Source organism: Sphingobium sp. KKT206 (genome assembly GCF_055640555.1).
The window spans coordinates 1,792,107-1,816,252 of record NZ_CM145764.1; the positions used below are offsets into that span (position 1 = coordinate 1,792,107).

24 protein-coding genes and 1 riboswitch are annotated in these 24,146 nt (G+C 65.7%); of the genes, 14 read left to right on the forward strand and 10 right to left on the reverse strand.

The annotated features are described in order from the left end of the window. The first annotated feature begins 3 nt into the window (after window positions 1-3). Window positions 4-504, forward strand: a complete 501-nt coding sequence (locus tag ACZ2HM_RS08455) for a hypothetical protein (RefSeq protein WP_037472564.1) — start codon at window positions 4-6, stop codon at window positions 502-504. On the opposite strand, the gene ACZ2HM_RS08460 is transcribed toward ACZ2HM_RS08455, so the two are convergent. Next, a complete protein-coding gene (locus ACZ2HM_RS08460; RefSeq protein WP_037472453.1) occupies window positions 496-786 on the reverse strand; it encodes a 4a-hydroxytetrahydrobiopterin dehydratase in 291 nt (96 codons plus the stop codon). The two genes, ACZ2HM_RS08455 and ACZ2HM_RS08460, sit on opposite strands and share 9 nt — an antisense overlap. A 40-nt stretch (window positions 787-826) precedes the next feature. On the opposite strand from ACZ2HM_RS08460, the gene ACZ2HM_RS08465 reads away from it, so the two are divergent. The 6 genes from ACZ2HM_RS08465 to ACZ2HM_RS08490 all read left to right on the forward strand — a co-directional run bounded on the left by ACZ2HM_RS08465 (window position 827) and on the right by ACZ2HM_RS08490 (window position 5,974). After that, complete coding sequence (locus tag ACZ2HM_RS08465; RefSeq protein ID WP_037472566.1) at window positions 827-1,234, forward strand: metallopeptidase family protein; 408 nt, start codon at window positions 827-829, stop codon at window positions 1,232-1,234. Further along, window positions 1,231-1,842, forward strand: a complete 612-nt coding sequence (ccmA, locus tag ACZ2HM_RS08470; protein ID WP_470426751.1) for a heme ABC exporter ATP-binding protein CcmA — start codon at window positions 1,231-1,233, stop codon at window positions 1,840-1,842. Before ACZ2HM_RS08465 ends, ccmA begins: the two co-directional genes overlap by 4 nt. Then, window positions 1,839-2,486: a heme exporter protein CcmB gene (locus ACZ2HM_RS08475; protein WP_037476293.1), complete on the forward strand. Its 648-nt coding sequence runs from the start codon at window positions 1,839-1,841 to the stop codon at window positions 2,484-2,486. The genes ccmA and ACZ2HM_RS08475 overlap by 4 nt, the downstream gene beginning before the upstream one ends. Window positions 2,487-2,576: 90 nt before the next feature. Continuing rightward, window positions 2,577-3,977: a BNR repeat-containing protein gene (locus tag ACZ2HM_RS08480; protein WP_470426752.1), complete on the forward strand. Its 1,401-nt coding sequence runs from the start codon at window positions 2,577-2,579 to the stop codon at window positions 3,975-3,977. A 106-nt stretch (window positions 3,978-4,083) separates the two neighbouring features. Continuing rightward, window positions 4,084-4,986 carry a DMT family transporter gene (locus ACZ2HM_RS08485; RefSeq protein WP_470426753.1) on the forward strand — a complete coding sequence of 301 codons (903 nt, stop codon included), beginning with the start codon at window positions 4,084-4,086 and terminating at the stop codon, window positions 4,984-4,986. Between the two features lie 49 nt (window positions 4,987-5,035). Then, entirely contained in the window at window positions 5,036-5,974 is a 939-nt protein-coding gene (locus tag ACZ2HM_RS08490; protein ID WP_470426754.1) for a cupin-like domain-containing protein, read from the forward strand. Between the two features lie 15 nt (window positions 5,975-5,989). Here the strand turns inward: ACZ2HM_RS08490 and ACZ2HM_RS08495 are convergent, their stop codons facing one another. After that, entirely contained in the window at window positions 5,990-6,259 is a 270-nt protein-coding gene (locus tag ACZ2HM_RS08495) for a chorismate mutase (protein ID WP_443019533.1), read from the reverse strand. 115 nt (window positions 6,260-6,374) lie between these two features. On the opposite strand from ACZ2HM_RS08495, the gene ACZ2HM_RS08500 reads away from it, so the two are divergent. The 7 genes from ACZ2HM_RS08500 to ACZ2HM_RS08530 all read left to right on the forward strand — a co-directional run bounded on the left by ACZ2HM_RS08500 (window position 6,375) and on the right by ACZ2HM_RS08530 (window position 14,932). After that, on the forward strand, window positions 6,375-7,403 hold the full coding sequence (locus ACZ2HM_RS08500) for a polyprenyl synthetase family protein (RefSeq protein WP_037478643.1): 1,029 nt from the start codon (window positions 6,375-6,377) through the stop codon (window positions 7,401-7,403). A gap of 134 nt (window positions 7,404-7,537) precedes the next feature. Further along, a complete protein-coding gene (locus tag ACZ2HM_RS08505; RefSeq protein WP_470426755.1) occupies window positions 7,538-8,317 on the forward strand; it encodes a TSUP family transporter in 780 nt (259 codons plus the stop codon). A 73-nt stretch (window positions 8,318-8,390) separates the two neighbouring features. Then, on the forward strand, window positions 8,391-10,856 hold the full coding sequence (gene hrpB / locus ACZ2HM_RS08510; RefSeq protein WP_470426756.1) for an ATP-dependent helicase HrpB: 2,466 nt from the start codon (window positions 8,391-8,393) through the stop codon (window positions 10,854-10,856). 55 nt (window positions 10,857-10,911) lie between these two features. Continuing rightward, window positions 10,912-11,190 (forward strand): ETC complex I subunit, encoded by a 279-nt coding sequence (locus ACZ2HM_RS08515; protein ID WP_470426757.1) that lies wholly within the window; start codon window positions 10,912-10,914, stop codon window positions 11,188-11,190. Between the two features lie 117 nt (window positions 11,191-11,307). Continuing rightward, complete coding sequence (locus ACZ2HM_RS08520; RefSeq protein WP_037479671.1) at window positions 11,308-11,550, forward strand: acyl carrier protein; 243 nt, start codon at window positions 11,308-11,310, stop codon at window positions 11,548-11,550. 104 nt (window positions 11,551-11,654) lie between these two features. Beyond that, complete coding sequence (spt, locus tag ACZ2HM_RS08525) at window positions 11,655-12,887, forward strand: serine palmitoyltransferase (protein ID WP_037479669.1); 1,233 nt, start codon at window positions 11,655-11,657, stop codon at window positions 12,885-12,887. A gap of 53 nt (window positions 12,888-12,940) precedes the next feature. Further along, window positions 12,941-14,932: an ATP-binding protein gene (locus ACZ2HM_RS08530; protein WP_037479667.1), complete on the forward strand. Its 1,992-nt coding sequence runs from the start codon at window positions 12,941-12,943 to the stop codon at window positions 14,930-14,932. Here the strand turns inward: ACZ2HM_RS08530 and ACZ2HM_RS08535 are convergent. The 8 genes from ACZ2HM_RS08535 to ACZ2HM_RS08570 all read right to left on the reverse strand — a co-directional run bounded on the left by ACZ2HM_RS08535 (window position 14,889) and on the right by ACZ2HM_RS08570 (window position 24,140). Beyond that, entirely contained in the window at window positions 14,889-15,767 is an 879-nt protein-coding gene (locus ACZ2HM_RS08535) for a hypothetical protein (RefSeq protein ID WP_470426758.1), read from the reverse strand. The two genes, ACZ2HM_RS08530 and ACZ2HM_RS08535, sit on opposite strands and share 44 nt — an antisense overlap. Before the next feature lie 45 nt (window positions 15,768-15,812). Continuing rightward, window positions 15,813-17,021 carry a cytochrome P450 gene (locus tag ACZ2HM_RS08540; protein ID WP_470426759.1) on the reverse strand — a complete coding sequence of 403 codons (1,209 nt, stop codon included), beginning with the start codon at window positions 17,019-17,021 and terminating at the stop codon, window positions 15,813-15,815. 82 nt (window positions 17,022-17,103) lie between these two features. Then, entirely contained in the window at window positions 17,104-17,733 is a 630-nt protein-coding gene (locus ACZ2HM_RS08545) for a DUF938 domain-containing protein (RefSeq protein ID WP_037472801.1), read from the reverse strand. After that, window positions 17,730-19,298, reverse strand: coding sequence for an aminomethyl-transferring glycine dehydrogenase subunit GcvPB (gcvPB, locus tag ACZ2HM_RS08550; RefSeq protein WP_470426760.1), 1,569 nt, complete (start codon window positions 19,296-19,298; stop codon window positions 17,730-17,732). The genes ACZ2HM_RS08545 and gcvPB overlap by 4 nt, the downstream gene beginning before the upstream one ends. A 118-nt stretch (window positions 19,299-19,416) precedes the next feature. Continuing rightward, a complete protein-coding gene (gene gcvPA / locus ACZ2HM_RS08555) occupies window positions 19,417-20,775 on the reverse strand; it encodes an aminomethyl-transferring glycine dehydrogenase subunit GcvPA (RefSeq protein WP_470426761.1) in 1,359 nt (452 codons plus the stop codon). A gap of 114 nt (window positions 20,776-20,889) precedes the next feature. After that, window positions 20,890-21,261 carry a glycine cleavage system protein GcvH gene (gene gcvH / locus ACZ2HM_RS08560; RefSeq protein WP_037480119.1) on the reverse strand — a complete coding sequence of 124 codons (372 nt, stop codon included), beginning with the start codon at window positions 21,259-21,261 and terminating at the stop codon, window positions 20,890-20,892. A 59-nt stretch (window positions 21,262-21,320) separates the two neighbouring features. Next, on the reverse strand, window positions 21,321-22,487 hold the full coding sequence (gene gcvT, locus ACZ2HM_RS08565) for a glycine cleavage system aminomethyltransferase GcvT (RefSeq protein WP_052027824.1): 1,167 nt from the start codon (window positions 22,485-22,487) through the stop codon (window positions 21,321-21,323). Between the two features lie 176 nt (window positions 22,488-22,663). Further along, window positions 22,664-22,764: riboswitch (glycine riboswitch) on the reverse strand. Window positions 22,765-22,997: 233 nt separating this feature from the next. Beyond that, window positions 22,998-24,140 (reverse strand): deoxyguanosinetriphosphate triphosphohydrolase, encoded by a 1,143-nt coding sequence (locus tag ACZ2HM_RS08570; protein WP_037480115.1) that lies wholly within the window; start codon window positions 24,138-24,140, stop codon window positions 22,998-23,000. Between the last annotated feature and the right edge of the window lie 6 nt (window positions 24,141-24,146).

Consider the following 24,146-nt stretch of genomic DNA (forward strand, 5'->3'; position numbering starts at 1 on the left):
ATCATGTTGCTGGCGCTGGTCGCTGGCTGCCGCGCGTCGGATGATACGGCGCAGGCGGACAATGGCGTTGTCCCGACCGCCGTGGCGCAAATCGCCGACAATGCGACCCCGCCGCCACCCGAACCCGTGGCCGCGCCGACGCCGCCACCCGCCACACCGGCGCGGGTTTCCCCGACCGTCACGGTCCGCGCCCAGCCCGCGCCCTATTTCCCGCTCGACCTGCCCCCTTCGGACGTCGCCGCCAGCGCCGCGCCCTTCCCGCGCGAAGTCACCGAGTTCATGGTGTCGCGCGACAGTTGCGACCATTTCCGGGGCGAAGAGCCCTATGACGCCGAACGCCGCGCCTATATCGCGGAAAATATCGCCGCTTTGTGTCGCGGCACCGATACGAAACTGGCGCTGCTGCGCCAGCGCTACGCCGCCGATCCGTCCGTCACCGCCGCCCTGCGCAGCTATGAGGATCAGATCGAAAAGCGCATGCCGAAACAGGCTGGGCTATACTAACAACCCGTCGATCGCCCGCGCCAGGTCGATGTCGCGCTGCGACAGGCCACCGGCGTCATGCGTGGTCAGAACAATGTCCACCCGGTTATAGACGTTCGACCATTCGGGATGATGATCGGCCTTCTCCGCCAGTATCGCCACCCGCGTCATGAAACCGAACGCCGCGACGAAATCGCGGAATACGAAGCGGCGGCTGATGCCGTCCGGCTCGGCCACCACCGTCCATTCGGGCAGTTCGGCCAGGGCTGCGGCGCGCTGTTCTTGCGTCAATGTGGCAATCATGTCCCTATCCTCTTAATATGCTTTGGCTTATGTGGCAGCCATGTCGCATCATGGTCAACCGCCCCGCTTTGCCCCCACGATCCAGGAGATCGAGACGCTGGCGCTTGGCGCGCTGGCGCGCCTGCCTGAAACCTTCCGCGATCATTTGTCCGACGTCGTGCTGTTCGTCGAGGAATTTGCCGATCCGGCGATCCTGAAGGAGATGGAGATCGGCGATCCCTATGGCCTGACCGGCCTCTATACCGGCCGCCCCGTGGGGCATGAGCCGCAGACCGGCGACACCCCGCCGACCGTCCATCTTTATCGCCGCCCCCTGCTCGACGAATGGGTCGAAACCGGCGTCCCGCTCGATGCCCTCATCACCCATGTCGTGGTGCATGAAATCGGCCATCATTTCGGCCTGTCGGACCTCGACATGCATGTGCTGGAGGATATGGTCGGGTCATGAGTGACGCGGCCTTGCGGCTGACCGATGTCGCCTGCCTGCGCGGCGGACGGATGCTGTTTCGCGGCGTCAGCCTGACGCTGGGACCAGGCGAGAGCGCGTTGTTGACCGGCCCCAATGGCATCGGCAAATCCAGCCTCCTGCGCCTGTGCGCCGGGCTGCTCCCCGCCTTTGCCGGCACGGTCGATCGGCGCGGTGGCATTGCGCTCACCGACGAGCGGCTGGCGCTGGACATGGACCTGCCCCTCGCCACGGCGCTCGCCTTCTGGGCGCAACTAGACCGGGCCGGGCCGGACGCGGTGTCGGCCGCACTTGACGCGCTTGCGCTGACCCGCCTCGCCGATGTGCCCGTCCGTATGCTGTCCACCGGGCAGCGCAAGCGCGCGATGCTGGCGCGAGTGATCGCCAGCAATACTCCCATCTGGCTGCTCGACGAGCCGGGCAACGGGCTGGACAGCGCCTCGACCGACCTGCTCGGCGCAGCGGTGGCCACGCATCTGGCGACCGGCGGCATCGTCGTCGCCGCCTCGCACCAGCCGCTGCCGATGACCGCCCCGCTGACGTTAGCGCTTGCCGACTATCTGCCCGGCGCCCTGGAAGACACGCTGTGAGGCTGCTTTGGCTCCTCGCGCGGCGCGATCTGGCGCAAGCCTGGGCATCGGGTGGCTTGTGGCTCCCCGTCGCCTTCCTCCTGCTCGTCGCCAGCCTCTATCCCTTCGCGGTCGGCCCGGACGCCGCGCTGCTGGCGCGCACCGGCGGCGGCATGCTGTGGATCGCCGCGCTGCTCGCCAGCCTGTTGCCCGTCGATCGCCTGATCGCGCCGGACCGGGACGCCGGGATATTGGACCAGATCGCGCTGCGCGGCATCGGCGAGGAGATGGTCGTCCTCGCCCGACTGATCGCCCATTGGCTGGGCTTCGGCCCGGCCCTGATGATCGCGACCCTGCCCGCCGCTGCGCTGCTGAAGCTCGACGGCGGCACCATCTGGATGCTGGAACTCGGCCTGCTGGTCGGCACCCCCGCGCTCGCCGCGCTCGGCCTGCTGGTCGCCACGCTGACCGCTGGCCTCCGATCGAGCGGCGCGCTGGCCGGCCTGCTCGCCTTGCCGCTCGCCGTGCCGCTGCTGATCTTCGGCGCAGGCACGCTCGGCGACGGCAGCGGCGCAGCCCTCAAATTCCTCGCCGCCGCCTCGCTCCTGCTGGTCGCCCTCACCCCCTTCGCAGGCGGCGCAGCGATCCGCGCGGGGCGGGAATAGGGGCAGTCGCTAAAGTGCCGATGCAACCCTTTGCCCGTCGGCCGGGTTTGCCTGACGATACCGACATGACGACACGAAGGACATGACAGCATGATGCGCCAGCTCCGCCCCCTTTCCGTTGCTGTCGCCTTTGCGATCGCCGCCTGTGGCTCCGGCGCGCAGTCGGCGTCCAACTGCGCCGTGATCAGCCCGCAATCCGGTTCCAACACCGTAACCGTGGGTGAAACCTGGGCGGGCGTCAGTACAGGCGCCGGGTCAGCCACGACTCGCGATGGCCGCCTCGTCGTCGCTTATTATGATCCCGAACGCTATCTGACGGTCGCGACCTATGATCCACGCTCCGGCAAACGGTGCAGCCAAAGGCTGGAATCGCGCTTCGCTGGCTGGGACGCGCATAATGCGCTGGTCGTGGCCATCGACCGCAACGACCAGATCCATGTGTCGGGCAACATGCATGATAGCGCGCTCGTCTATGCGCGCGGGCCGGTCAACGACCTTGGCAAGCTGCGGCTTCTGCCCATGACCGGCCGGAACGAAAAGGCGGTCACCTATCCGCGTTTCATGCAGGATAATCGGGGCAATCTCCTCTTTCTCTATCGCGACGGCAGTTCGGGCAACGGCATATGGCGCTTGAACCGATGGCAGGACGGCCAATGGCAACATATCGGCGCGCTCTTTGCCAACCGGGACGAAAAAGGCCCGGTAAGCGCCTATCCCAGCGATTTCGTCCAGGATTCGAACGGCCGGTTCCATGTCGCGGTGGTCTGGCGCCGCACGTCGGACGTCGCCACCAACTTTGCGGTGACCTACGCCTCTACCGCCGATTTCCGGTCCTGGTGGGTCGGCAGCGGGGGCAAAAGCGCGACTGGGCCGTTGGCACCTGCCACTATGCAGCGCGTCGATGCCCCAGGTGAAGGCAAAGGCCTGGTCAACAACGCCAAGATCGCGATTGCGCCATCGGGCGAGCCCCTCATCCTCTACACCAAATATGGCGAGGGTGGCCGCAACGCCACTTTCGCCGCCCGTTATGACGGTCGCGGCTGGGTGTCGAAATCGATTGCGACGGCCAGCAAGCGAAACGAGATCAAAGGTGGAGGGTCCATCCCCGACCTGCCGACGGCCACCTTCGTCGATGAGGAAGTCCCTGGCGGCGCTATGCGGGTATGGGCGCTGCCTTCGCGACAGGATCGCAAAGACCTGATCCTCGACCCCGCCAGCCTGAAGACGGCCCCGTGGCGTTCTGCCGCCAAGGACACGGTCTATACGCCAGCCAGGCCGCCAGCGATCACCATCCCGACGGGTCTGGATGATGCCGCGAGGGTCTCGACCGTCGTGCGCCGCAACGGCGTAAGCGGCCCCGCGCAGGGGCAACTCCACTGGTATGCGCAAAAATCGAACCGGGATCGCGCCCGCACCTGCACGCCCAAGGCGCCGCGTGCCTGCAACCCGCCGCCATCGCCCCTGATCTGGATGCCCCAGACCGGCCGATAGTCCCCGTCACCATTATCGCGTTGGAGGAAAATGGACGACTTAGGGCGCGCCCGTTTCCGGCCTGCCCTCGCTCGACATTATCCTGCCGTTGCGCCAAAGGCGCGTGATGTTCGCGCTCGCCGCCTCGATCCTGTTCGTCCTCATCTGGTCCACCGGCTTCATCGTCGCGCGTGCCGTCGTGCCCCATGGTGCGCCCGAACTGGTGCTGGCGATCCGCCTCACCCTCACGACACTGCTGCTCGGAGGCGCAGCGCTCTACGCTCGGCAGGCGTTGCCGCGCGGGCGGCGGCTCGCCCTGCATCTGGGCGCGGGCGCGATGTTGCATGGCGTTTATCTGACGGTCAGTTGGTGGGCGGTCAGCCATGGCATGCCCGCAGGCGTCATGTCGCTGCTCGGTTCGCTCCAGCCGCTGATGGTCGCGGTCGCCAGCGTCGCACTGCTGGGCGATCGGTTGCCAGCCCGCACTTGGACCGGCCTCGCCATCGCCATCGCAGGCGTCGCCTGCGTCCTCCTGCCCATCATCCTGCGCAGTGGCGCAGGGTCGATCAGCCTGATCCCGGCGGTCGCGGGCATCGTCGCCGTCATCGGCATGACCGGCGGCACGCTCATCCAGCGCGGCGCGATCGCGGGCGACCCGATCCTGATTTCGGGCACAGTCCAGAATGCGGGCGGCGCGCTGGTCGCCATCGCCGCGACGCTGATCGTGGGCGAATGGCGTTGGGACAATGACCCGGTCCTGTGGCTCGGCCTTGGCTGGTCGATCTTCGGCCTGTCCGCCGCCGGCCTCAGCCTGCTCGTCTGGCTGGTGCGGCATCAGGGACCGACCGCCATGTCGATGCTGCTGCTGCTCGTGCCCCCGCTCGCCGCGATCGAAGCCTGGCTGCTGTTCAACGAACGGCTCGGCCCAATCCAGCTGATCGGCTTTGCCCTGGCGCTAGGCGGCGTGCTGCTTGGCCGTTCGCGCGGCAAGCGGCCGCCCGTTGCCGACCCCGCCGAAACCGTCACCTGATTGTCATCGTCTGCAACAGGCCCGTCATGATCGGGCGATAAGGGACAATATGGCCAAACCTCCCCCCTCCCGCCCCTTCCCGCCGGTCGACATGCGGATGCAGATGGCCTTGCGACAGACCGGCTTCGACGCGATCAAGGATCCGCCCAAGACCGCGCCACCCGCGCCCGATCTCACCCGCACGCTGCGCCGCCGCGAATGGCTGCTCGACGTGATGGAGCGGCAACGCGCCCTGTCTCCCTACGCCTCCGGCCTGCTGACGGCGGAAAATCTGTCGAGTGAGGATTTCCTGCACAGCTTCTACGCGACCGGACGCCCGGTGCTGATCAAGGGTGCGCTGGCAGACTGGCCTGCCCTCACCCGCTGGACGCCCGACTATCTGGCCGATGCGGTGGGCGACGCGACCGTGGAATATCAGGGCGGCCGCACCGCCGCTGGCGACTATGAACTGATGAAGGACCGCCACCGCCAGCGCGGCCCGTTCCGTGCCTTTATCGACCTGGTGCGCGATGGCGGCAACGACGCCTATCTCACCGCTTATAATAGCGCGGCGAACGGCCCCGCGCTTGCCCCGCTACAATCCGATCTCGGCACGATCGATGCTTATCTGACCCCAGCACCCGGCATGTTGTGGATCGGCGGCGAGGGCGCCTTCACCCCGCTCCATTTCGACCTCACCAACAATCTGCTGGCGCAACTGACCGGCACCAAGCGCATCGTCCTGATCCCGCCATCGCAGACCAGGCACCTTGCCCATCGCCGCCATGTGTTCAGCGACGTGCATGACGTGACCGACCCCGCGCGACTGGCCGCCCATCCCGCGGCACGCGACATCTTGCGCTATGATCTGGTGCTGACGCCCGGCGACCTGCTCTTCATTCCCATCGGCTGGTGGCATCAGATCCGGTCGGAGAGTTTCTCCACCATGCTGACCTACACCAATTTCCTCTGGCCCAATGCCGGGCATGAAAGCTACCCGGCGGATTGACCGCCGCGCAGGGGATCAGCCGTCCCGCAACTGCTCATGATGGCGGATCACTTCATCAATGATGAAGCGCAGGAATTTCTCGGTGAAATCCGGGTCCAGCTTCGCGTCGAGCGCCAATTGCCGCAGCCGGGCAACCTGCCGCTCCTCCCGCCCCGGATCGGCGGGGGGCAGCGCATGGGTCGCCTTATATTCGCCCACCGCCTGGGTCACCTTGAACCGTTCGGCCAGCATGAACACCAGCGCCGCGTCGATATTGTCGATGCTTTCGCGATAGCGTTGCAGCATGTCGGTCACGGGATGCTCCTTTGGTTCCACTCGCAGGCTTTTTGCGCCATATGGCCCTACAGGCAAGCTATTCCCGCTTGCCTTTAGCTTTTTGCACCGCCACATGGCGCTTGTCATGACAGCACCCGCCCCCGGTAACGTCCACCCGATCGGCCGCGCCAAGAGCGCGCCATCGCTGGCCCCCATCATGAATCTGGTTGCCGACGGCATGAACCAGGTCAACGCCGTGATTCTGGACCGGATGCAATCGCGCATTCCGCTGATCCCGGAATTGGCAGGGCATCTGATCGCTGGCGGCGGCAAGCGGCTGCGACCGATGCTGACGCTCGCCTGCGCCGACCTGGTCGGCTATGCGGGCAGCCGCCATTACAAGCTCGCCGCCGCCGTCGAATTCATCCACACCGCCACGCTGCTGCACGACGATGTCGTCGATGGCTCTGGCCTGCGTCGGGGCCGCAAGACCGCCAACATCATCTGGGGCAACAGCGCCAGCGTGCTGGTCGGCGACTTCCTCTTCTCCCGCTCCTTCGAATTGATGGTCGAGGCAGAATCGCTCAAGGTGTTGAAGATCCTGGCCAATGCCTCGGCCGTAATCGCGGAGGGCGAAGTCAACCAACTGACCGCCCAGCGCAATATCGACACCAGCGAAGACCATTATCTCGACATTATCGGCGCCAAGACCGCCGCGCTCTTTGCCGCCGCCTGCCGCATCTCCGCCGTGGTCGCCGACCGCGATGACAAGGAGGAGCATGCGCTCGACGTCTATGGCCGCAACTTAGGGATAGCCTTCCAGTTGATCGACGACGCGATCGATTATGAATCGGACGGCGCGACCATGGGCAAGGATGCGGGCGACGATTTCCGCGATGGCAAGGTGACGCTGCCCGTCATCCTCGCTTATGCGCGCGGCGGCGACGAGGATCGTGCTTTCTGGAAGGCGGCGATCGCTGGCCACAAGATCAGCGACGACGATCTCGCCCACGCCACCGGCCTGCTGCGCCGCACCGGCGCGATCGCCGACACGCTCGCCCGTGCGCGCCACTATGGCCAGCGCGCGATCGACGCGCTCGGCATGTTCGACAATGGCAAGGCCAAAGCCGCGCTGACCGAAGCGGTGGAGTTCGCCACCCTGCGCGCCTATTGAGGGTTCGGGCCAGTATTTCGTCCAACCCAACACACCCCGTTCGCCCTGAGCTTGTCGAAGGGCCTTCCTTGAGAAAGTACAGGGCTTCGACAGGCTCAGCCCGAACGGGATGAGGCTGGCAGGCCAAGCAGCCCATGATCCTGACCCCCGAAACCATCGCTTTCCTCATGGCCGCCGCGCTGATGGCGGGCTGTATCGACGCGATGGCGGGGGGCGGGGGCCTCATCACCCTGCCCGCGCTGATGGCGGCGGGCATCCCCCCGGTGCAGGCGGTCGCGACCAACAAGCTGCAAAGCTGTTTCGGCACCTTCGGCGCGTGCCTTGCCTATGCCCGGCGCGGCCATATGGACCTCAAAACCTATAAAGGGCCGGTGATCGCCGCCTTCATCGGTTCGGTCGGTGGCGCATGGCTGCTGCAACGAGTCGATCCCTCGATCCTCGCAGGCTTGATGCCCGCGCTGCTGATCATCATCGCCGCCTATTTCACCTTCTCGCCCAAGCTCGGCGATGCAGACCGGCACGCCCGCGTCGGCATCTGGGCGCTCAGCGGCCTGGTCGGCGTCATCGGCTTTTATGACGGCTTCTTCGGGCCGGGTGCGGGCGCTTTCTACACCACTATCTTCCTGGCCTTGGGCGGCCTGTCGATCCTGCGCGCCACCGCGCAGACGAAAGCCGCCAATTTCGCCAGCAATGTCGCGGGCCTGCTCACCATGGTCGCGGGCGGCCATGTGCTATGGATCGCGGGCCTGACCATGGCGATCGGCAGCATCATCGGCGGCCAGATCGGCTCGCACCTGACGATGCGCTTTGGCTCGACGCTCATCAAGCCGTTGCTGATCATCATGTCGCTGGCGCTGACCACCAAGATGCTGATCGACCCCAAAAACCCGATCCACATCTACCTGTTCGGCTAGACGGCACCTGTTCCAATGGAAACAATGTTCTCCGGGCTTGCGAAGACGGTCAATTGACGCAACAGCACAGTCCATGACCGCCCTGCCGATCCACGACGTCCTGCCCGACCTGCTGGCTGCGCTACGCACCGGCAGCAACGCCGTGCTGGTCGCCCCGCCTGGCGCGGGCAAGACGACGGCGGTGGCCCCAGCCCTGCTCGACCAGCCCTGGTGCAGCGGACAGATACTCTTGCTCTCCCCCCGCCGCCTCGCCGCCCGCGCCGCGGCCGAGCGGATTGCCGAAATGCTGGGCGAACAGCCCGGCAGCACGGTCGGCTATGCGACGCGGATGGACAGCAAGCAATCGGCCCGCACCCGCCTGCTCGTGTTGACCGAGGGCATCTTCGTCCGGCGCATTCAGGACGACCCCGAACTGGCGGGCATATCCGCAGTCCTGTTCGACGAGGTCCATGAACGCAGCCTCGACAGCGATTTCGGCCTCGCCCTCGCGCTCGACGCGCAGGAAGCCTTGCGCCCCGATCTGCGCATCCTGCCCATGTCCGCCACGCTCGACGGCGCGCGCTTCGCCGCCCTGCTGGGCGACGCGCCAGTGATCGAGAGCGAGGGCCGCATCCAGCCGCTGGACCTGCGCCATATCGGTCGCAACGCCGAAAAGCGGATCGAGGATGAAATGGCCGCCGCCATCCGCCGCGCGATCAGCGAGGAAGCCGAAGGCGACCTGCTCGCCTTCCTGCCCGGCGTGCGCGAAATCGAACGGACCGCGGAGCGGATCGACGGCGGCCCGTTCGACGTCCATCTGCTGCACGGCTCGCTCGATCCGACCGCCCAGCGCGCCGCGATTCGCCCGTCCCGCTCCGGCGTGCGCAAGGTCATTCTCGCCACCTCCATCGCCGAAACCAGCCTGACCATCGACGGCGTGCGGATCGTGGTCGACAGCGGCCTCGCCCGCCGCCCCCGCTACGACCGGGCCGCCGGCGTAACCCGCCTCGTCACCGAACGCGCGAGCCAAGCGTCGGCCACCCAGCGCGCCGGTCGCGCCGCGCGCCAGCGGCCCGGCGTCGCCTATCGCCTGTGGGAAGCCGCCGCAAACGCGGGGATGCCCCCCTTCGACCCGCCGGAAATATTGGAAAGCGACCTCTCCAGCCTATTGCTCGACTGCGCGCTCTGGGGCGTAAACGATCCCGCGACGCTACGCTGGCTCGATCCCCCGCCGCCCGCCGCCCTGTCCGAAGCCCGCACCCGCCTGACCGCCCTCGAAGCGCTCGACATCGACGGCCGCATCACCCCCCATGGCAAGGCGCTGGCGAAACTGCCGCTCAGCCCGCGCATCGCCCATATGCTGGTGCGCGCGGGAGAAATGGGTCTCGCCCAGACCGCCGCTGAAATCGCCGTCCTGCTCGGCGAACGCGGCATCGGCGGCCAGGACACTGACCTCACCCAGCGCCTCCAGCGCTGGCGCCGCGAAACCGGCAAACGCGCGGACGCGGGACGCGCCTTGGCAAAGAGATGGGCGAACCTTCTTAAGCCCCTCCCTTCAAAGGGAGGGGTTGGGGTGGGTGCTACTTCTATCGACCACCATGTCGGCCTCTGCCTCGCCCTCGCCTTCCCCGATCGTGTATCGAAACGCCGCTCCGCCGACGGCGCGGACTGGACCAGCGTTGGCGGACGCGGCTTCCGGCTCGACCCGCTCTCGCCCCTCGCCCGCGAACCATGGCTGGCCGTGGGCGAAGTGCAGGGCAGCGCGGCGGGCGCGCGCATCCTGTCCGCCGCGCCGATCAGCGAAGAAGCGGTGCTGGCCCTCTTCCCAGACCGGATCGCGACGACCCGTACCGTCCGCTTTCGTGCCGCCAATGGTGGGATCGAAGCGTTGCGCGAGCGCCGCCTGGGTGCCGTGCGTCTCTCCTCCGGCTCCGACGACAGCCCCGATCCCGACGCCGTCGTCGCCGCGCTGATCGATGGCGTGCGGCAGGGCGGCCTTGCCCTCCTCCCCTGGTCGGAGGCCGCCCGGTCGCTGCGGATGCGCGCCGATTTCGCCGGGATCGCAGAACTATCCGACGAAGCGCTGCTCGCCAGCCTCGACGACTGGCTCCCCCCACTCCTGTCGGGCAGGCGCCGCCTGCCCGATATCGACCGCGCGCATCTGTCCGCCATACTGGAAGGCCTTATCGGCTGGGATGGCAAGCAACAGCTCGACCGCCTCGCCCCACCCGATTTCCGTTCCCCCGCAGGCAGCACCCACGCGATCGACTATGCGGCCGAAGGCGGCCCGCGCGTCGAATTGCGGGTCCAGGCGCTCTATGGCCTCGCCGATCATCCCACCGTCGGCAATCAACGCATTCCCTTGGTCCTCTCGCTTACCTCGCCCGCCGGCCGCCCGATCCAGACCACCCGCGACCTGCCGGGCTTCTGGGCGGGCAACTGGCGCGATGTCGCCAAGGAAATGCGCGGCCGCTACCCGCGTCACCCCTGGCCCGATGATCCCACCGCCGCCAGCGCCACATTGCGCACCAAAAATGCAGATGCCCGCCGCAAGTCTTGACTTGCGCGCGCTCCGTGGTGCAACGCAGCAGGACGATTTACCGGAGTCCTTCGCGATGAACGCGCGCATCTATCAGATCCAGAAAAATGCCATGCAGTCGGGCAAGGCGCTGACCCATAAATGGGTGCTGGACTATGCGCCCGCGCAAGCCAAGACGCCCGATCCGCTGACCGGATGGGCAGGATCAGGCGACACGCAGCAGCAATTGAAGCTCAGCTTCCCGTCGCAGGAAGCGGCCATTGCCTATGCCCAAAGGCAAGGGATCGCCTACACCGTCATCCCCACCCCACCCAAGACACTGAAATTGCAGGCTTACGCGGACAATTTCCGCTAAGCGCCGCGCCCCTCGCGCAATTTCCGGGCGCGATGCTGCCCGATTGCCGCCTTATTCCCTTGCCAAAGAGCGGTCACGGGCGGCAAAAGCCGTGCTTTCACGGAAAGAATGACCAGAATGACGGATCGCACCGAAATTTTCGACAGCGTCGCGGCGCAGATCGCTCCCTTCAACAAAAAGGGGGTCGACCTCACCGAAACCACCAGCTTTGCAGGCGACCTGGAATGGGACAGCCTGACCGTGATGGATTTCGTCGCCGCCATCGAGGATGAATTCGACATCCTCATCACCATGAACATGCAGGCGGAGATCGAAACGGTCGGCCAGCTGGTGGACGCGGTAGCGAAGCTGAAGGGCTAAGCGCCCTCCCCTCCCTCCGTTCGGTTCGAGCGTGTCGAGAACAAGGCACCTCGTTCTCGACACGCTCGAACCGAACGGAGGTTTGACCAAGACGGATTTTAATCATGACCGACGCCGCAACGCTCACCCCCACGCGCGACCTGTTTTCCAAATTCGATCCCCTGATCGCGGAGCGCGAAGCGCTGCTCGCGACCGGCGTGCGCGATCCCTTCTCGATCGTGATGGACCAGGTGCTCTCGCCCACCCGCGCGATCATCAAGGGCAAGGAAACCATCCTGCTCGGCACCTATAATTATATGGGCATGACGTTCGATCCCGATGTGGTCGCCGCCGGCAAGAAGGCGCTGGACGAATTTGGCGCTGGCACGACCGGCAGCCGCGTCCTCAACGGCACTTATCAGGGCCATGCGGAAGTCGAGAAGGCGCTCAAGGAATTTTACGGCACATCGTCGGCGATGGTGTTTTCGACCGGCTATCAGGCCAATCTCGGCATTATTTCGACGCTGGCGGGCAAGGGCGACTATGTCATCCTCGATGCCGACAGCCATGCCTCCATCTATGACGGCTGCTTCCTGGGCGATGCCGAAATCGTCCGTTTCCGCCACAACAGCGTCGAGGATCTGGCCAAGCGCCTCGCCCGCCTGCCCGCCGACGCCTTGAAGCTCGTGGTGCTGGAGGGCGTCTATTCGATGCTCGGCGACATCGCCCCGCTGCCTGAGATGGTCGCCGCGATCCGCCAGCACCCCAATTGCATGATCCTGGTCGATGAAGCCCATGGCATGGGCTTTTTCGGTCCCAACGGCCGGGGCGTCTATGAAGAACAGGGCGTTGAGGACGATATCGATTTCGTTGTCGGCACCTTCTCCAAGTCGGTCGGCACGGTCGGCGGCTTCTGTGTCTCCAACCATCCCAAGTTCGAGATCATGCGCCTCGTCTGCCGCCCCTATGTCTTCACCGCCTCGCTGCCACCCAGCGTCGTCGCCACCGCCGCCACCAGCATCCGCAAGCTGATGCATGCGAGCGACAAGCGCGCGCATCTGTGGAAGAACAGCAAGCGGCTGCACCAGGGGCTGACTGACCTAGGCTTCACGCTGGGTACCAAGACCCCGCAATCGGCGATCATCGCGGTCATCCTGACCGATCAGGCGCAGGCCGTCGCCATCTGGCAGTCGCTGCTGGAACTCGGCCTCTACGTCAATATGGCGCGCCCTCCGGCGACCCCGACCGGCACCTTCCTGCTGCGCTGTTCGCTGTGCGCCGAGCATAGCGACGAACAGGTCGAACAGATCATCACAATGTTCGAAGCCGCTGGCAAGGCGACGGGGGCCATCGCCTGACCATTGCGCTAGGTTGTTTCGCTGGCGGTGCGGTTGGGCTAGTGTGAAAATCGATGGCACAGGGCGACTTCACGGACACAGAGCGCAGCGGCGCGCGCGGCATGGCCCGCCGCGCCCTGCCGCTGCTGCTCGTCCTGCTGCTGATCGGCTCACTCGGCGCGCTCATCTATAGCGCCAGCAACGCCACCCGCGATCATCAGCAGGCGTTGGTGGAGCAGCGGCGCAGCTTCGACATCATCGCCCTCGCCCGCGCGTTCGAAGCGCGCACCGCCCGCGCCGAAGTGACGCTGGCCCGCTATGTCATCAGCCTCGACACCGACACCGGCCGCCTGTTTCAGGACCAGTGGCGCGGTGCGGCCAGCCAGCTCAAGGCGCTGAACTATGCCACGCGCCATAGCGGCTGGCAGCGCGGCAATGTGCAGGCGCTGCAACGGGCCTTTGACGACCGCACCAAGACGCTGAACGAAATCGCCCTGCGCACGACCTATGGTCAGAAGATCGGCGCGCTCGGCCGCTTTCATCAGGCCGGCAGTTCGCGTGACCTCAAGCGCATCACCGCCCTGCTCGACATCGTCATCAAGGCCGAAAATGCGCGCCTGCGCGAACGCAGCCTGGCGGTAACGCTGGCGGGGGATCGCACTGAAACCATGGGCCGCACGTCCGGCCTGCTGGGCCTCGCCCTGCTCGTCTGCGTCCTCTTTGCCGCCTGGTTTGCCAATAATGCGCTGACCGACCGGCGTAATGCCCGGCGGCTTGCCGAAGCGGAAAGCGAGCGCGCCGACCGGCTCGACACCGCCGTCCGCGCGCGTACCGCCGAACTGACCGAAGCCTATGAGCGGTTGAAGCAGGAATCGACCGAGCGCGAGGCGGCCGAAGACCATCTGCGGCAAATGCAGAAAATGGATGCGGTGGGCCAGCTGACCGGCGGCATTGCCCATGACTTCAACAATATGCTGGCGGTCGTCGTCGGCGGACTGGAACTCGCCAAGCGCAAGATGCGGGTACAGCCGGAGGAAGCCGGTCGCCATCTCGACAATGCGATGGAGGGCGCGAGCCGCGCCTCCGCGCTCACCCGTCGCCTGCTCGCCTTCGCCCGCGCCGAACCGCTGCTGCCCAGCGCCGTCGACCCCGATGCGTTGCTATCGGGGATGGCAGACCTGATCGACCGCACCATCGGCGATCAGATCCGCGTCAGCTTCACGCAAAATGCGCAGGGGTGGCGCATCTTCGTCGATCAGCATCAGATGGAAAATGCGATCCTCAACCTGTGCGTCAATGCGCGCGACGCGATGGACGGGCGCGGCCAGCTGACCCTGTCCACCGGCCGCGCGACGCTGGCGGCGGACGAGATTGGCGAGTGCCAAGCGGGCGATTATGTCACGCTGACCGTCACCGACGACGGCTGCGGCATGAGCGCCGACGTGCTGACGCGGGTGTTCGAACCCTTCTTCACCACCAAGCCGGTAGGCAAGGGCACCGGCCTTGGCCTCAGCCAGATTTTCGGTTTCGTGCGCCAGTGCGAGGGCGAAATCCGCATCGACTCGCATCCGGGCGAAGGCACCAGCGTCCATCTCTACATGCCCCGCCGCACCGGCGACGCCGCCGATGCGCTCGGCCAACAGGCACAAACCGCCCAAACCGCCGTCGAACATCCACCGACCCGCATTCTGGTGGTAGAGGACGACCCGCGCGTCCTCAATCAGACGATGGCGGCGCTCGGCGAACTTGGCCATCTGCCGATCGCCTGCGATCATCCGTCGAAGGCCGCCCGGCTGCTATCCCATAATAGCGACATCGGCCTCATCATCAGCGACGTGCTGATGCCCGACCTGACCGGGCCGGAAATGGTCAAGGCGCTGCCCGCCGCCTATGCCCATATCCCTGTGCTGTTCGTGACCGGCTATGCCGGCGACATGACCGAAAGCGCCGATTTCGCGGGCCATGCCGTGCTGCGCAAACCCTATACGCTGATGGCGCTGGGCCAAGCGCTGGGCCAAGCGCTCAGCGGATCGCCCCGGAACGGAACAGCGCAGGCAGCAGAGTGACCGCGCCCAGCAGCGGCCAGCGTCGCTGCCACGGCTTGATGGTGATCGCCGTCCCGGCATGGCGATTGATTTTCCAGGCGAGATAATCGATTCCGCCCGCATAGGTGAAGCTCGCCTTGGCGAGGCGCACCACCGAAAGCCGTTTGCCGCGCCGCTGCAACGCGCGCCAGCGTCCCGGCGCATCGGCGGGCGACGGCGGCAAGCCCTGCGCCAGCGCCGCCTCCCCCAACCGCCGGTAGCGATCAGGATCGGCATCGACAATCGAAAGCGACCGCCCTTTCCGCTCCGCGCGCAATTCGGCCGCATAGGTCAGGGTGAAGCCGCAGCGCCACAAGTCTAGCACGTCGTCGTTCCCATCGGCCATCGGCCGAGCCAGCGACAACAGAGTCGGCGCGGCCTGCGCCACCGCGACGATCGCACGCTGCCGCGCCAGATCGTCGGCGGCCCACAACAGCCGCGCAGGCTGGGCAAAGCGCGCCCAGACCGAGACATTGTCCGCCGCCACACTGTTCAACCGCGCAAAGTCCGCTTCCGACAGGACGGCATATTTGGCGATCAATCCCTGATGTTCGAACGGAAAGACATTGGGCGGGATCAGCGCATTGGCGCGCGCCAGCCAGCTTTTGCCATAGGCCGCCGGATAGTCCGACACGATCAGGTAGAAATCGAGCATCAGCCCGTCGAGATTGGCTTCGCGCAGGCAAGAGCCATAGAAGAGCACCGCCCGCGACGCCTGCGGGTAGCGCGCCGCGATCGCGCCCGCCATCGCCGCCGCGCGCGGATCGGCAGGCTGGAGCAATTCGGCACGGACAAGATCGACAAGAGAACTGGGCATCGGCCCGCCCTTAGAGCGGATCGCGCGCGAAATGAAGAGGGGCAATCAGTCCCAGCGCAACGGCAGCGCGGTGCAGGCACCGACATTGCCGCCCTTCATCGTCACCGGACGGTCGGGGTCGAGCCGAACGGTCGGCATCCGCCCAAGCCATTCGCGCAGGAACACGATCACCTCCATCCGCGCAAGTCCCGCCCCCACGCAGCGATGCGCGCCCACGCCCATCGTCGTATGCCGCGTCGCATTGAGCTTGCGGTCGAACCGCACGGCTTCAGGCGCATCAAAACTCGCCGGGTCCAGATTATGCAGGACGCTCGGCAAATAGATGATGTCCCCCGCCTTCAGCGTCACACCATCGACCTCGACATCGGTGACGAGGTTGCGGCTGACCGAGACGGTGGGATAGCGACGCATCAATTCGTCGGCGGCATCGGGGATCAGTTCCGGCCGCGCGCGCAGCAACGCCTGGTCCTGCGGATGCCGTGCCAGATGCAGCGCGACCATGCCGACCATCGCCACCACCGTATCCAGTCCGCCGAACAGCAGGTTGCGGCACATGCGCCGTGCCTCATCCTCGCTCCATGCCCGGCCCTCGACCGGTTCGGACAGGATGCGGCTGAACAGGTCGGTCCCCGGATTGGCCATGCGCGCGGCGATATAGGGGGCGAGATAATCATCGGCCGCATCGCGCAGTTGCTCGACGGTCATCGACCCATCGGGTCGCGTGAGTTGCGAGCCCAACGCCCGCAAGCGCGGCCGGTCGGACAAAGGCACATCGATCAGCGTCAGGAAGATATGCAGCGGCAATATTTCGGCGAAATCCGCCACGAAGTCGCACGACCCCCGGTCGATCAACCCGTCGATCAATTCGCGCGCGACCTGCGTCACCTGCGGCTCCATCGCGACGACGAAGCGCGAAGCAAAGCCTTTCATCACCGCCATGCGAAAGGGCTGATGCTCCGGCGGGTCTTGTTGCAACGGAATGAACCGCATCACCTCGCCAAGCCCCGGCGTCACCGCCAGCACTTCGCTCGACAGCCGGACATTGTCCGCCCACAGCGCGCGGACAATCTCGCCGCGCGTCGCGATCCAATGGCCGCCATTGGCGCTGGTCCACACGACGCCGGGACCATCCTCGCGCACCAGCGATTGCCACGCCGCGAAATAATCCTGTTCGACACCGGGCGGCGCAAAAATGTCGAAGTCGACGATCCGATCCGCCGGAACATGGGCAGGCCGCGCCATCATGCTCTGCATTATCCGTGCCTCCCCTTGCCCTGTTTATCGGGCGGGAAGCTATCGCAGGGCCACGCTCTGGCAAGCTGTGACTAGCGGCAGGTCAGGCGCGGCGAAAGATCAGCGTCAGATTGTTCGCGGGCATCGCCTCAACGCGATCGAGCGCAAAGCCCTGCGTCGTCGCCAGCGCAGCCACATCCTCCAACGCCCTTATCCCCCAACGCGGATCGGCCGCGCGCAAGCTGGCATCGAACTCCACATTGCTGGGCGCTGGCGCGACATCGGCCTGAAAATAGGGACCGTAGAGGATCAGCGGCGCGCCCGTCTGAAGCAGCCTGGCGCCATGCGTGAACAATCCCACCGTCGCTGCCCATGGGCTGATATGGGTCATATTGATGCACACCATCGCATCCGCCCGGTCGATCGGCCAGTCCGCCGCTGCATCCAGCAGCATCGGCGCACGCAGATTGGGCAGACGCGCTTCCGCGCGCCACGCCTCGATCGACGCCAGCGCGGCCGGATCGGGATCGCTCGGCTGCCAGTCGAGCGCAGGCAGCGCAGCGGCGAAATGCACCGCATGTTCGCCGCTCCCGCTCGCCACTTCCAGCACCAACCCGGACGATGGCAATGCCGCACGCAGCACCGCCAATATCGCATCCCGGTTCCGCAGCGTCGCGGGGGCGTGGCGCTTATACGCTTCGCCGTCCGCTTCGCCCGGAATCCAGGCCGTCATTCCGCCGCCTGCGCCATCACCGGCGCTTCCCAAGTCAGCACCGGCTTGCGCGCCGCCAGCGTCTCGTCCAGGCGACGACGTGGCGCATGATAGGGCGCGCCCTTCAACGCCTCGTCTCCGGCCTTGGCCCGTTCCGCCAACGACCGCAGAGCCATAATGAACTGGTCGAGCGCCGCCTTGCTCTCCGTCTCGGTCGGCTCGATCAACATCGCGCCATGGACGACCAGCGGGAAATACATGGTCATCGGGTGGAAGCCCTCGTCGATCAGCCCCTTGGCGATGTCGAGCGTCGTGAAGCCCTCGGCCAGCCCCTTGTCGCTGAACAGCGCCTCATGCATGCACGGCCCGCTGGTGCCGAATGGCGCGTCCAGCACATCGTCCAGGCTGCGCAGGATATAATTGGCGTTGAGGACCGCATCCTCCGCCACTTGCCGCAACCCGTCCGCGCCATGGCTCATGATATAGGCGAGCGCGCGGGTGAACATGCCCATCTGCCCGTGGAAAGCCACCATCCGGCCAAAGGTGCCGCCATGATGATCCTGCGCGGATTCCTCCTCGATCAGAACGAACTGGTCGCCCTGCTTCTCAACAAAGGGCAGCGGCGCATAGGGCGCCAGTGCCGCCGACAGCACGACCGGCCCGGAGCCGGGACCGCCGCCGCCATGCGGTGTCGAGAAGGTCTTGTGCAGATTGATATGCATCGCATCGACGCCCAGATCGCCCGGCCGCACCCGCCCGACGATGGCGTTGAAATTCGCCCCATCGCAGTAGACGAACGCCCCCGCCGCATGGACGGCATCGGAAATCGTCTTGAGGTCGCGCTCGAACAGCCCGCATGTATTGGGGTTGGTGATCATCACCGCCGCCACATCGGGCCCAAGCCGCGCCGTCAGCGCCGCCAGATCGACGCGGCCTTCGGGCGTCGCGGGAATATCCTCGACCTGATAGCCGCAAAAGGCCGCCGTGGCCGGATTGGTGCCATGGGCGCTTTCGGGCACCAGCACCACCGAGCGCGCATCGCCCCGCGCCTCCAGCGCTGCGCGGATCGCGAGCAGCCCGCACAACTCCCCATGCGCGCCCGCCTTGGGGCTCATCGCCACGCTATGCATCCCCGTCAGCGTCACCAGCCATTGTGCCAGTTCATGAATCACCGCCAACGCGCCCTGCACCGTCGATTGCGGGGCCAGCGGGTGCAGGTCCGCAAAACCGGGCATCCGCGCGACCTTTTCATTCAGGCGCGGATTATGCTTCATCGTGCAGGAGCCGAGCGGAAACAGGCCCAGGTCGATGGCATAATTCTGCCGCGATAGCCGCGTATAGTGGCGCACCGTTTCCTGTTCCGACAGGCCCGGCAGGCCGATCGCCTTGCGCTCCAACCCGCCAAGCCGGCTCGCAACCTTCGGCGCGGGCGCGAAATCGACGCCGGTCGTTTCGGTCGATCCAATCTCGAAGATCAGCGCCTCTTCCAGCATCAGCGCGCGATTTCCCGTCACCGTCGCCGGAGCCATATGCGCGTGTGCAACCGCGACCGGCGTGGTGGGACGGCCTTCCTTGAGCATGGTCATACGAACAAACCTTTCACCACAAACCGTTCGCCCTGAGCTTGTCGAAGGGCTGCACTTTTCTTCGGAGAGAAGGACGGGGCTTCGACAAGCTCAGCCCGAACGGAATAAGGAGAGATCGTCATACCAGTTCCTCCTCAAGCGCCGTGGCCAGCGCCTCTATATCCTCTGCCGTCACCGTTTCGGTCACTGCGACCACCAGCCCCTTGCCGATCGCGGGTGCATCGGGGAACAGCCGCCCCAGCGACACGCCACCCAGCACGCCCTTGTCGGCCAGGCTGCGCACGACATCGCGCGCATCCCTGGTCAGGACCAGGGTGAACTCATTGAAAAAACTGTCGTTGAGCAAGGTCACGCCCGGCACCTGCGCCAGCCGATCGGCGGCCTGCACAGCCAGGCCGTGATTGAGGCTCGCCATGTCCCGCAGGCCCCGTTCCCCCAGCAAGGTCATATGAATGCTGAACGCCAGCGCGCAGAGCCCTGAATTGGTGCAGATGTTCGACGTCGCCTTCTCGCGGCGGATATGCTGCTCGCGGGTCGACAGCGTCAGCACGAAGCCGCGCTTGCCCGCCGCATCCACCGTCTCGCCGCACAGGCGCCCCGGCATCTGCCGCACATATTTCTGCTTGCATGCGAACAGGCCGAGATACGGCCCGCCAAATTGCAGGCCGACGCCGATCGACTGGCCCTCGCCCACGACGATATCCGCGCCCATCTCGCCCGGCGGCACCAGCGCGCCCAGCGCCACCGGCTCCGTCACCACCGCCACCAGCAACGCGCCCGCCGCATGCGCCGCATCGGCGAGCGGCGTCAGATCGGCAATGCGGCCCAAAATGTCGGGATATTGCACCACGACGCAGCTCACATCCTTGTCGATCGCCGCGATCAGCGCGTCAATGTCCGTCTGCGCCGTCAGCGTGGGTGCCTCATGCGCCAGCACGTCGCCGGTGAACTTCGCCATCGTCCGCGCGACCGACACATAATGGGGGTGCAGGCCAGACGACAGGATCGCCTTGCCCCGCTTGGTGATGCGCCGCGCCATGCCGATCGCCTCCCAGCAGGCAGTCGACCCATCATACATGGACGCATTGGCGACGTCGCAGCCGAGCAGGCGCGCGACCTGCGTCTGGAACTCGAACAAGACCTGCAACGTCCCCTGCGCGATTTCCGGCTGATAGGGGGTGTAGGCGGTTAGGAACTCGCCGCGCTGGATCAGATGATCGACGCTGGCGGGCACATGATGCTTGTACGCGCCTGCGCCCAGGAAAAAGGGCGCTTCCCCCGCCGACAGATTCTGCCGCGCCAGCTTGCTCATATGCCGCTCGACCGCCAATTCGCTGGCATGATCGGGCAGGCCTTCGATCTGGCCGGAAAGCCGGGCCTCGGCAGGCACATCCACGAACAGATCATCGATCGACGCCGCGCCAATGGTCGCAAGCATCGCCTGCCGGTCAGTGTCGGTAAGGGGTAGGTAGCGCATGATATTTTCCTGCGGCGTCATTCCCGCGTAGGCGGGAACCCATCTCCCAACGGTGCGCCAAGACGAACGTGGCGGAGATGGATCCCCGCTTCCGCGGGGATGACGGTGATAAGATTACAAAGCAGCGACGAACGTCTTATACGCCGCTTCGGTCATCAGCCCTTCCAGCTCGCTCATGTCGGTGATGCGCAGCTTGAAGAACCAGCCATCCTCTTCGGCATCGCTGTTCACCAGCGCGGGCTCATCCTCCAGCGCGCCATTGGCTTCGACGACTTCGCCCGAAATCGGTGCATAGACGTCGGATGCGGCCTTCACTGATTCCACGACGGCGGCGTCATCGCCCTTGTCGAAGGTCGCGCCTTCGACCGGCAGTTCGACGAACACGATGTCGCCCAATTGCTCCTGGGCAAAGTCGGTGATGCCGACCGTGGCGATCTCACCCTCGACGTCGATCCACTCATGTTCTTCGGTAAAATAACGGCTCATGATGATAGTCTCCGGAATGATTGCTTGAAAATCATGATCACAAAAAGTCGGAACAAAAATTAGGCGGTCGCGCGGCGATAGCGGTGCGGCACGAAAGGCATCGGCACCACCGTCGCGCTGATGCGCTTGCCGCGCACGTCGATCTCCAGCGCGGTGTCGAGCGCGCTATGCGGCAGGCTGACCCAGCCCATGGCGATCGGCGCGCCCAGGCTCGGCGCAAAGCCGCCCGACGTCACTTCCCCGACCAGATTGTCACCGACAAAAATTTGGGCGCCCTCCCGCGCGGGCAGACGCCCCTGGATTTTCAGGCCGACGCGCTTCGTGCCGGGGCCATCGGCCAGTTCCTTCATCACCCGACCATGGCCGATAAAGCCGCCCTCCGCGCGCCGACGCTTGCCGATCGCAAAACCCAGATCCGCGCCGATCGTGCTGACGGCAGGGGTCAGGTCGTGCCCATAAAGCGGCAAGCCCGCCTCCAGCCGCAGCGAGTCGCGCGCGCCAAGGCCGATCGGCTTGACCTGGCGGAGCGCACACAGCGCATCGGCAAAGCCCTCGGCGGCGTCCGCGGGCAGGCTGATCTCGAACCCATCCTCGCCGGTATAGCCCGACCGGCTGATCCACAGCGCCACGCCGTTCCACTCGAACGCGCCGCACTGCATGAAGGTCAGGTCCGCCGTCCCCGGCACCAGCGCGGCCATCGCCTCGCCGGCCTCCGGTCCCTGCAACGCCAGCAGCGCCTGCTCGTCCATATGGTTCATCACGACCTCGTCGGGCAGATGCTCGATCATCCAGGCCATGTCGTCATATTTGGTCGCGCCGTTGACGACCATATAGATCGCCGCGCCATCGAACGCCCCATCGGCTGGGCGCGCGACCATCAGGTCGTCGAGAATGCCGCCATCCTGGTCCAGCAGCATCGAATAACGCTGGCGACCGGGCTTCAACCCCTTGATGTCGCTCGGCAACAGCATTTCCAGCGCTTCGTCCACGCCCTCGCCGGAAAAGCCGATCTGCCCCATATGGCTGACATCGAACAGCCCGGCATGTTCGCGGGTCCAGCTATGTTCGGCCATGATGCCATCATAGTGGATCGGCATATGATAGCCCGCAAAGCCGACCATGCGCGCGCCCTGCGCACGGTGCCAGGCGTCGAGCGGCAGCGCTTCGAGCGGCAAGGCCTCTTCGAGCGTAGCTACATCGTCATTTGAGTCATAGGTGGCGGTCATAGGACGGCCTTTCCGTGAGAGGGTTGCAGCGACGTTCAGCCCGGCCCGCACCGGACCGCTTCTGTTCGTCACCCCCTCTGTCACGGGAACCTGAGAGCTTTGACCAGCGGCCTTGCGGCCACATGGCTTACCCCTTCGGTGGGACGAGATAACTCGTCCGCTTTCCAGAGTGCCTTGCGCGCGATGCGGTCCATTGGCCTGAGAGATTCCGGGGCGGTTGCTCCTTCGGCGACGGGGACGGCCTCAAAGGCCACCCATGCTCTCCCGCATCATGCCCAGCGCCGAATCCTCGACACCGGAGACATCCAAGGCATTGCGACAAAGGACAGGGCACGTCAATCAGCTAAAATATCCTCCCATTGCAAGGAAGGTGGCTGGCCGCAAAGCTCTGCCTATCTCACCAACCCCACCCCGTTCGGGCTGAGCCTGTCGAAGCCCCCTTCCTTTCTTCAAGAAAGGCCCTTCGACAAGCTCAGGGCGAACGGAAGAGGGATGAGCCTTCCCCCTAACCTACCCGAAAATTTCCGCATGCCGCTTTTCGGCATAGCGGTCCGTCATCCCGGCGATGAAGTCGGTGATGTGGCGGCTACGCGCCGGTTCGGCCAACACACATTCGTCGCGCCATTCAGGCGGCATCAGGCCGGGCTGCTCCTGATAAGCACGGAACAGGTCGGTCACGACCACCCGCGCCCGGTCGGCCGCCGCCATTTGCTCTGGATGGTGATAGAGGGTGGCGTACATGAAGCGTTTGAGGTCGCGCTCCTGCGCCGCCAGCTCCGGCGAAAAGCCGACCAGCGTGAGGCCCAGCGCGCGCACATCTTCCACCGTTTCGACGCGCGATTCCGCGATATTCGCCCGCGTCGCCGCCAGCAGGTCATTGGCCATCACGCCGATCTGCTCGCGCACCAGTTCGCGCAGCAAACCATCCTGCGGCACGTCGGGATAGCGAGTCCGCACCCGGTCCCAGCAGGTCGCGACAAATGGCACTTCCAGCAATTGCTCCAGCGTCAGCAGCCCGGCGCGCAATCCATCATCAATGTCGTGATTGTCATAGGCAATATCGTCCGAAATCGCCGCCAGTTGCGCCTCCAGCGAGGCATGGCTGGTCAGGTCCAGCGGAAACAGCGCATCCAGTTCGCGCATCGCCCAGCCGGGATGGTCGATCGGCCCATTATGCTTGGCCAACCCCTCCAGCATCTCCCAACTAAGGTTCAGCCCCTTGAAGCGCGGATAGGGGCTTTCCAGCAGCATCAGCGTGCGCAGCGTATGGGCATTATGGTCGAACCCGCCATGATCCTCCATCGCCACTTCCAGCGCATCCTCGCCCGCATGGCCGAAGGGGGGATGGCCGATATCATGCGCCAGGCACAGCGCCTCGGTCAGATCCTCGTTCAGCCCCAGCGTGCGCGCGGTGGTGCGGCCAATCTGCGCAACCTCCAGGCTGTGGGTCAGGCGGACACGGAAATGATCGCCATCGGGCGACACGAACACCTGCGTCTTGTGGCGCAACCGGCGAAAGGCGATCGAATGGATGATGCGGTCGCGGTCGCGCTGGAACATGTCACGCGGCCCGCGCACCTCCCCGCCTGGTTCGGCATGGAGCCGACCCCGGCTGGCGGCGGGGTGGCAGGCATAGGAAGCAAGGATCGTCATGGGACG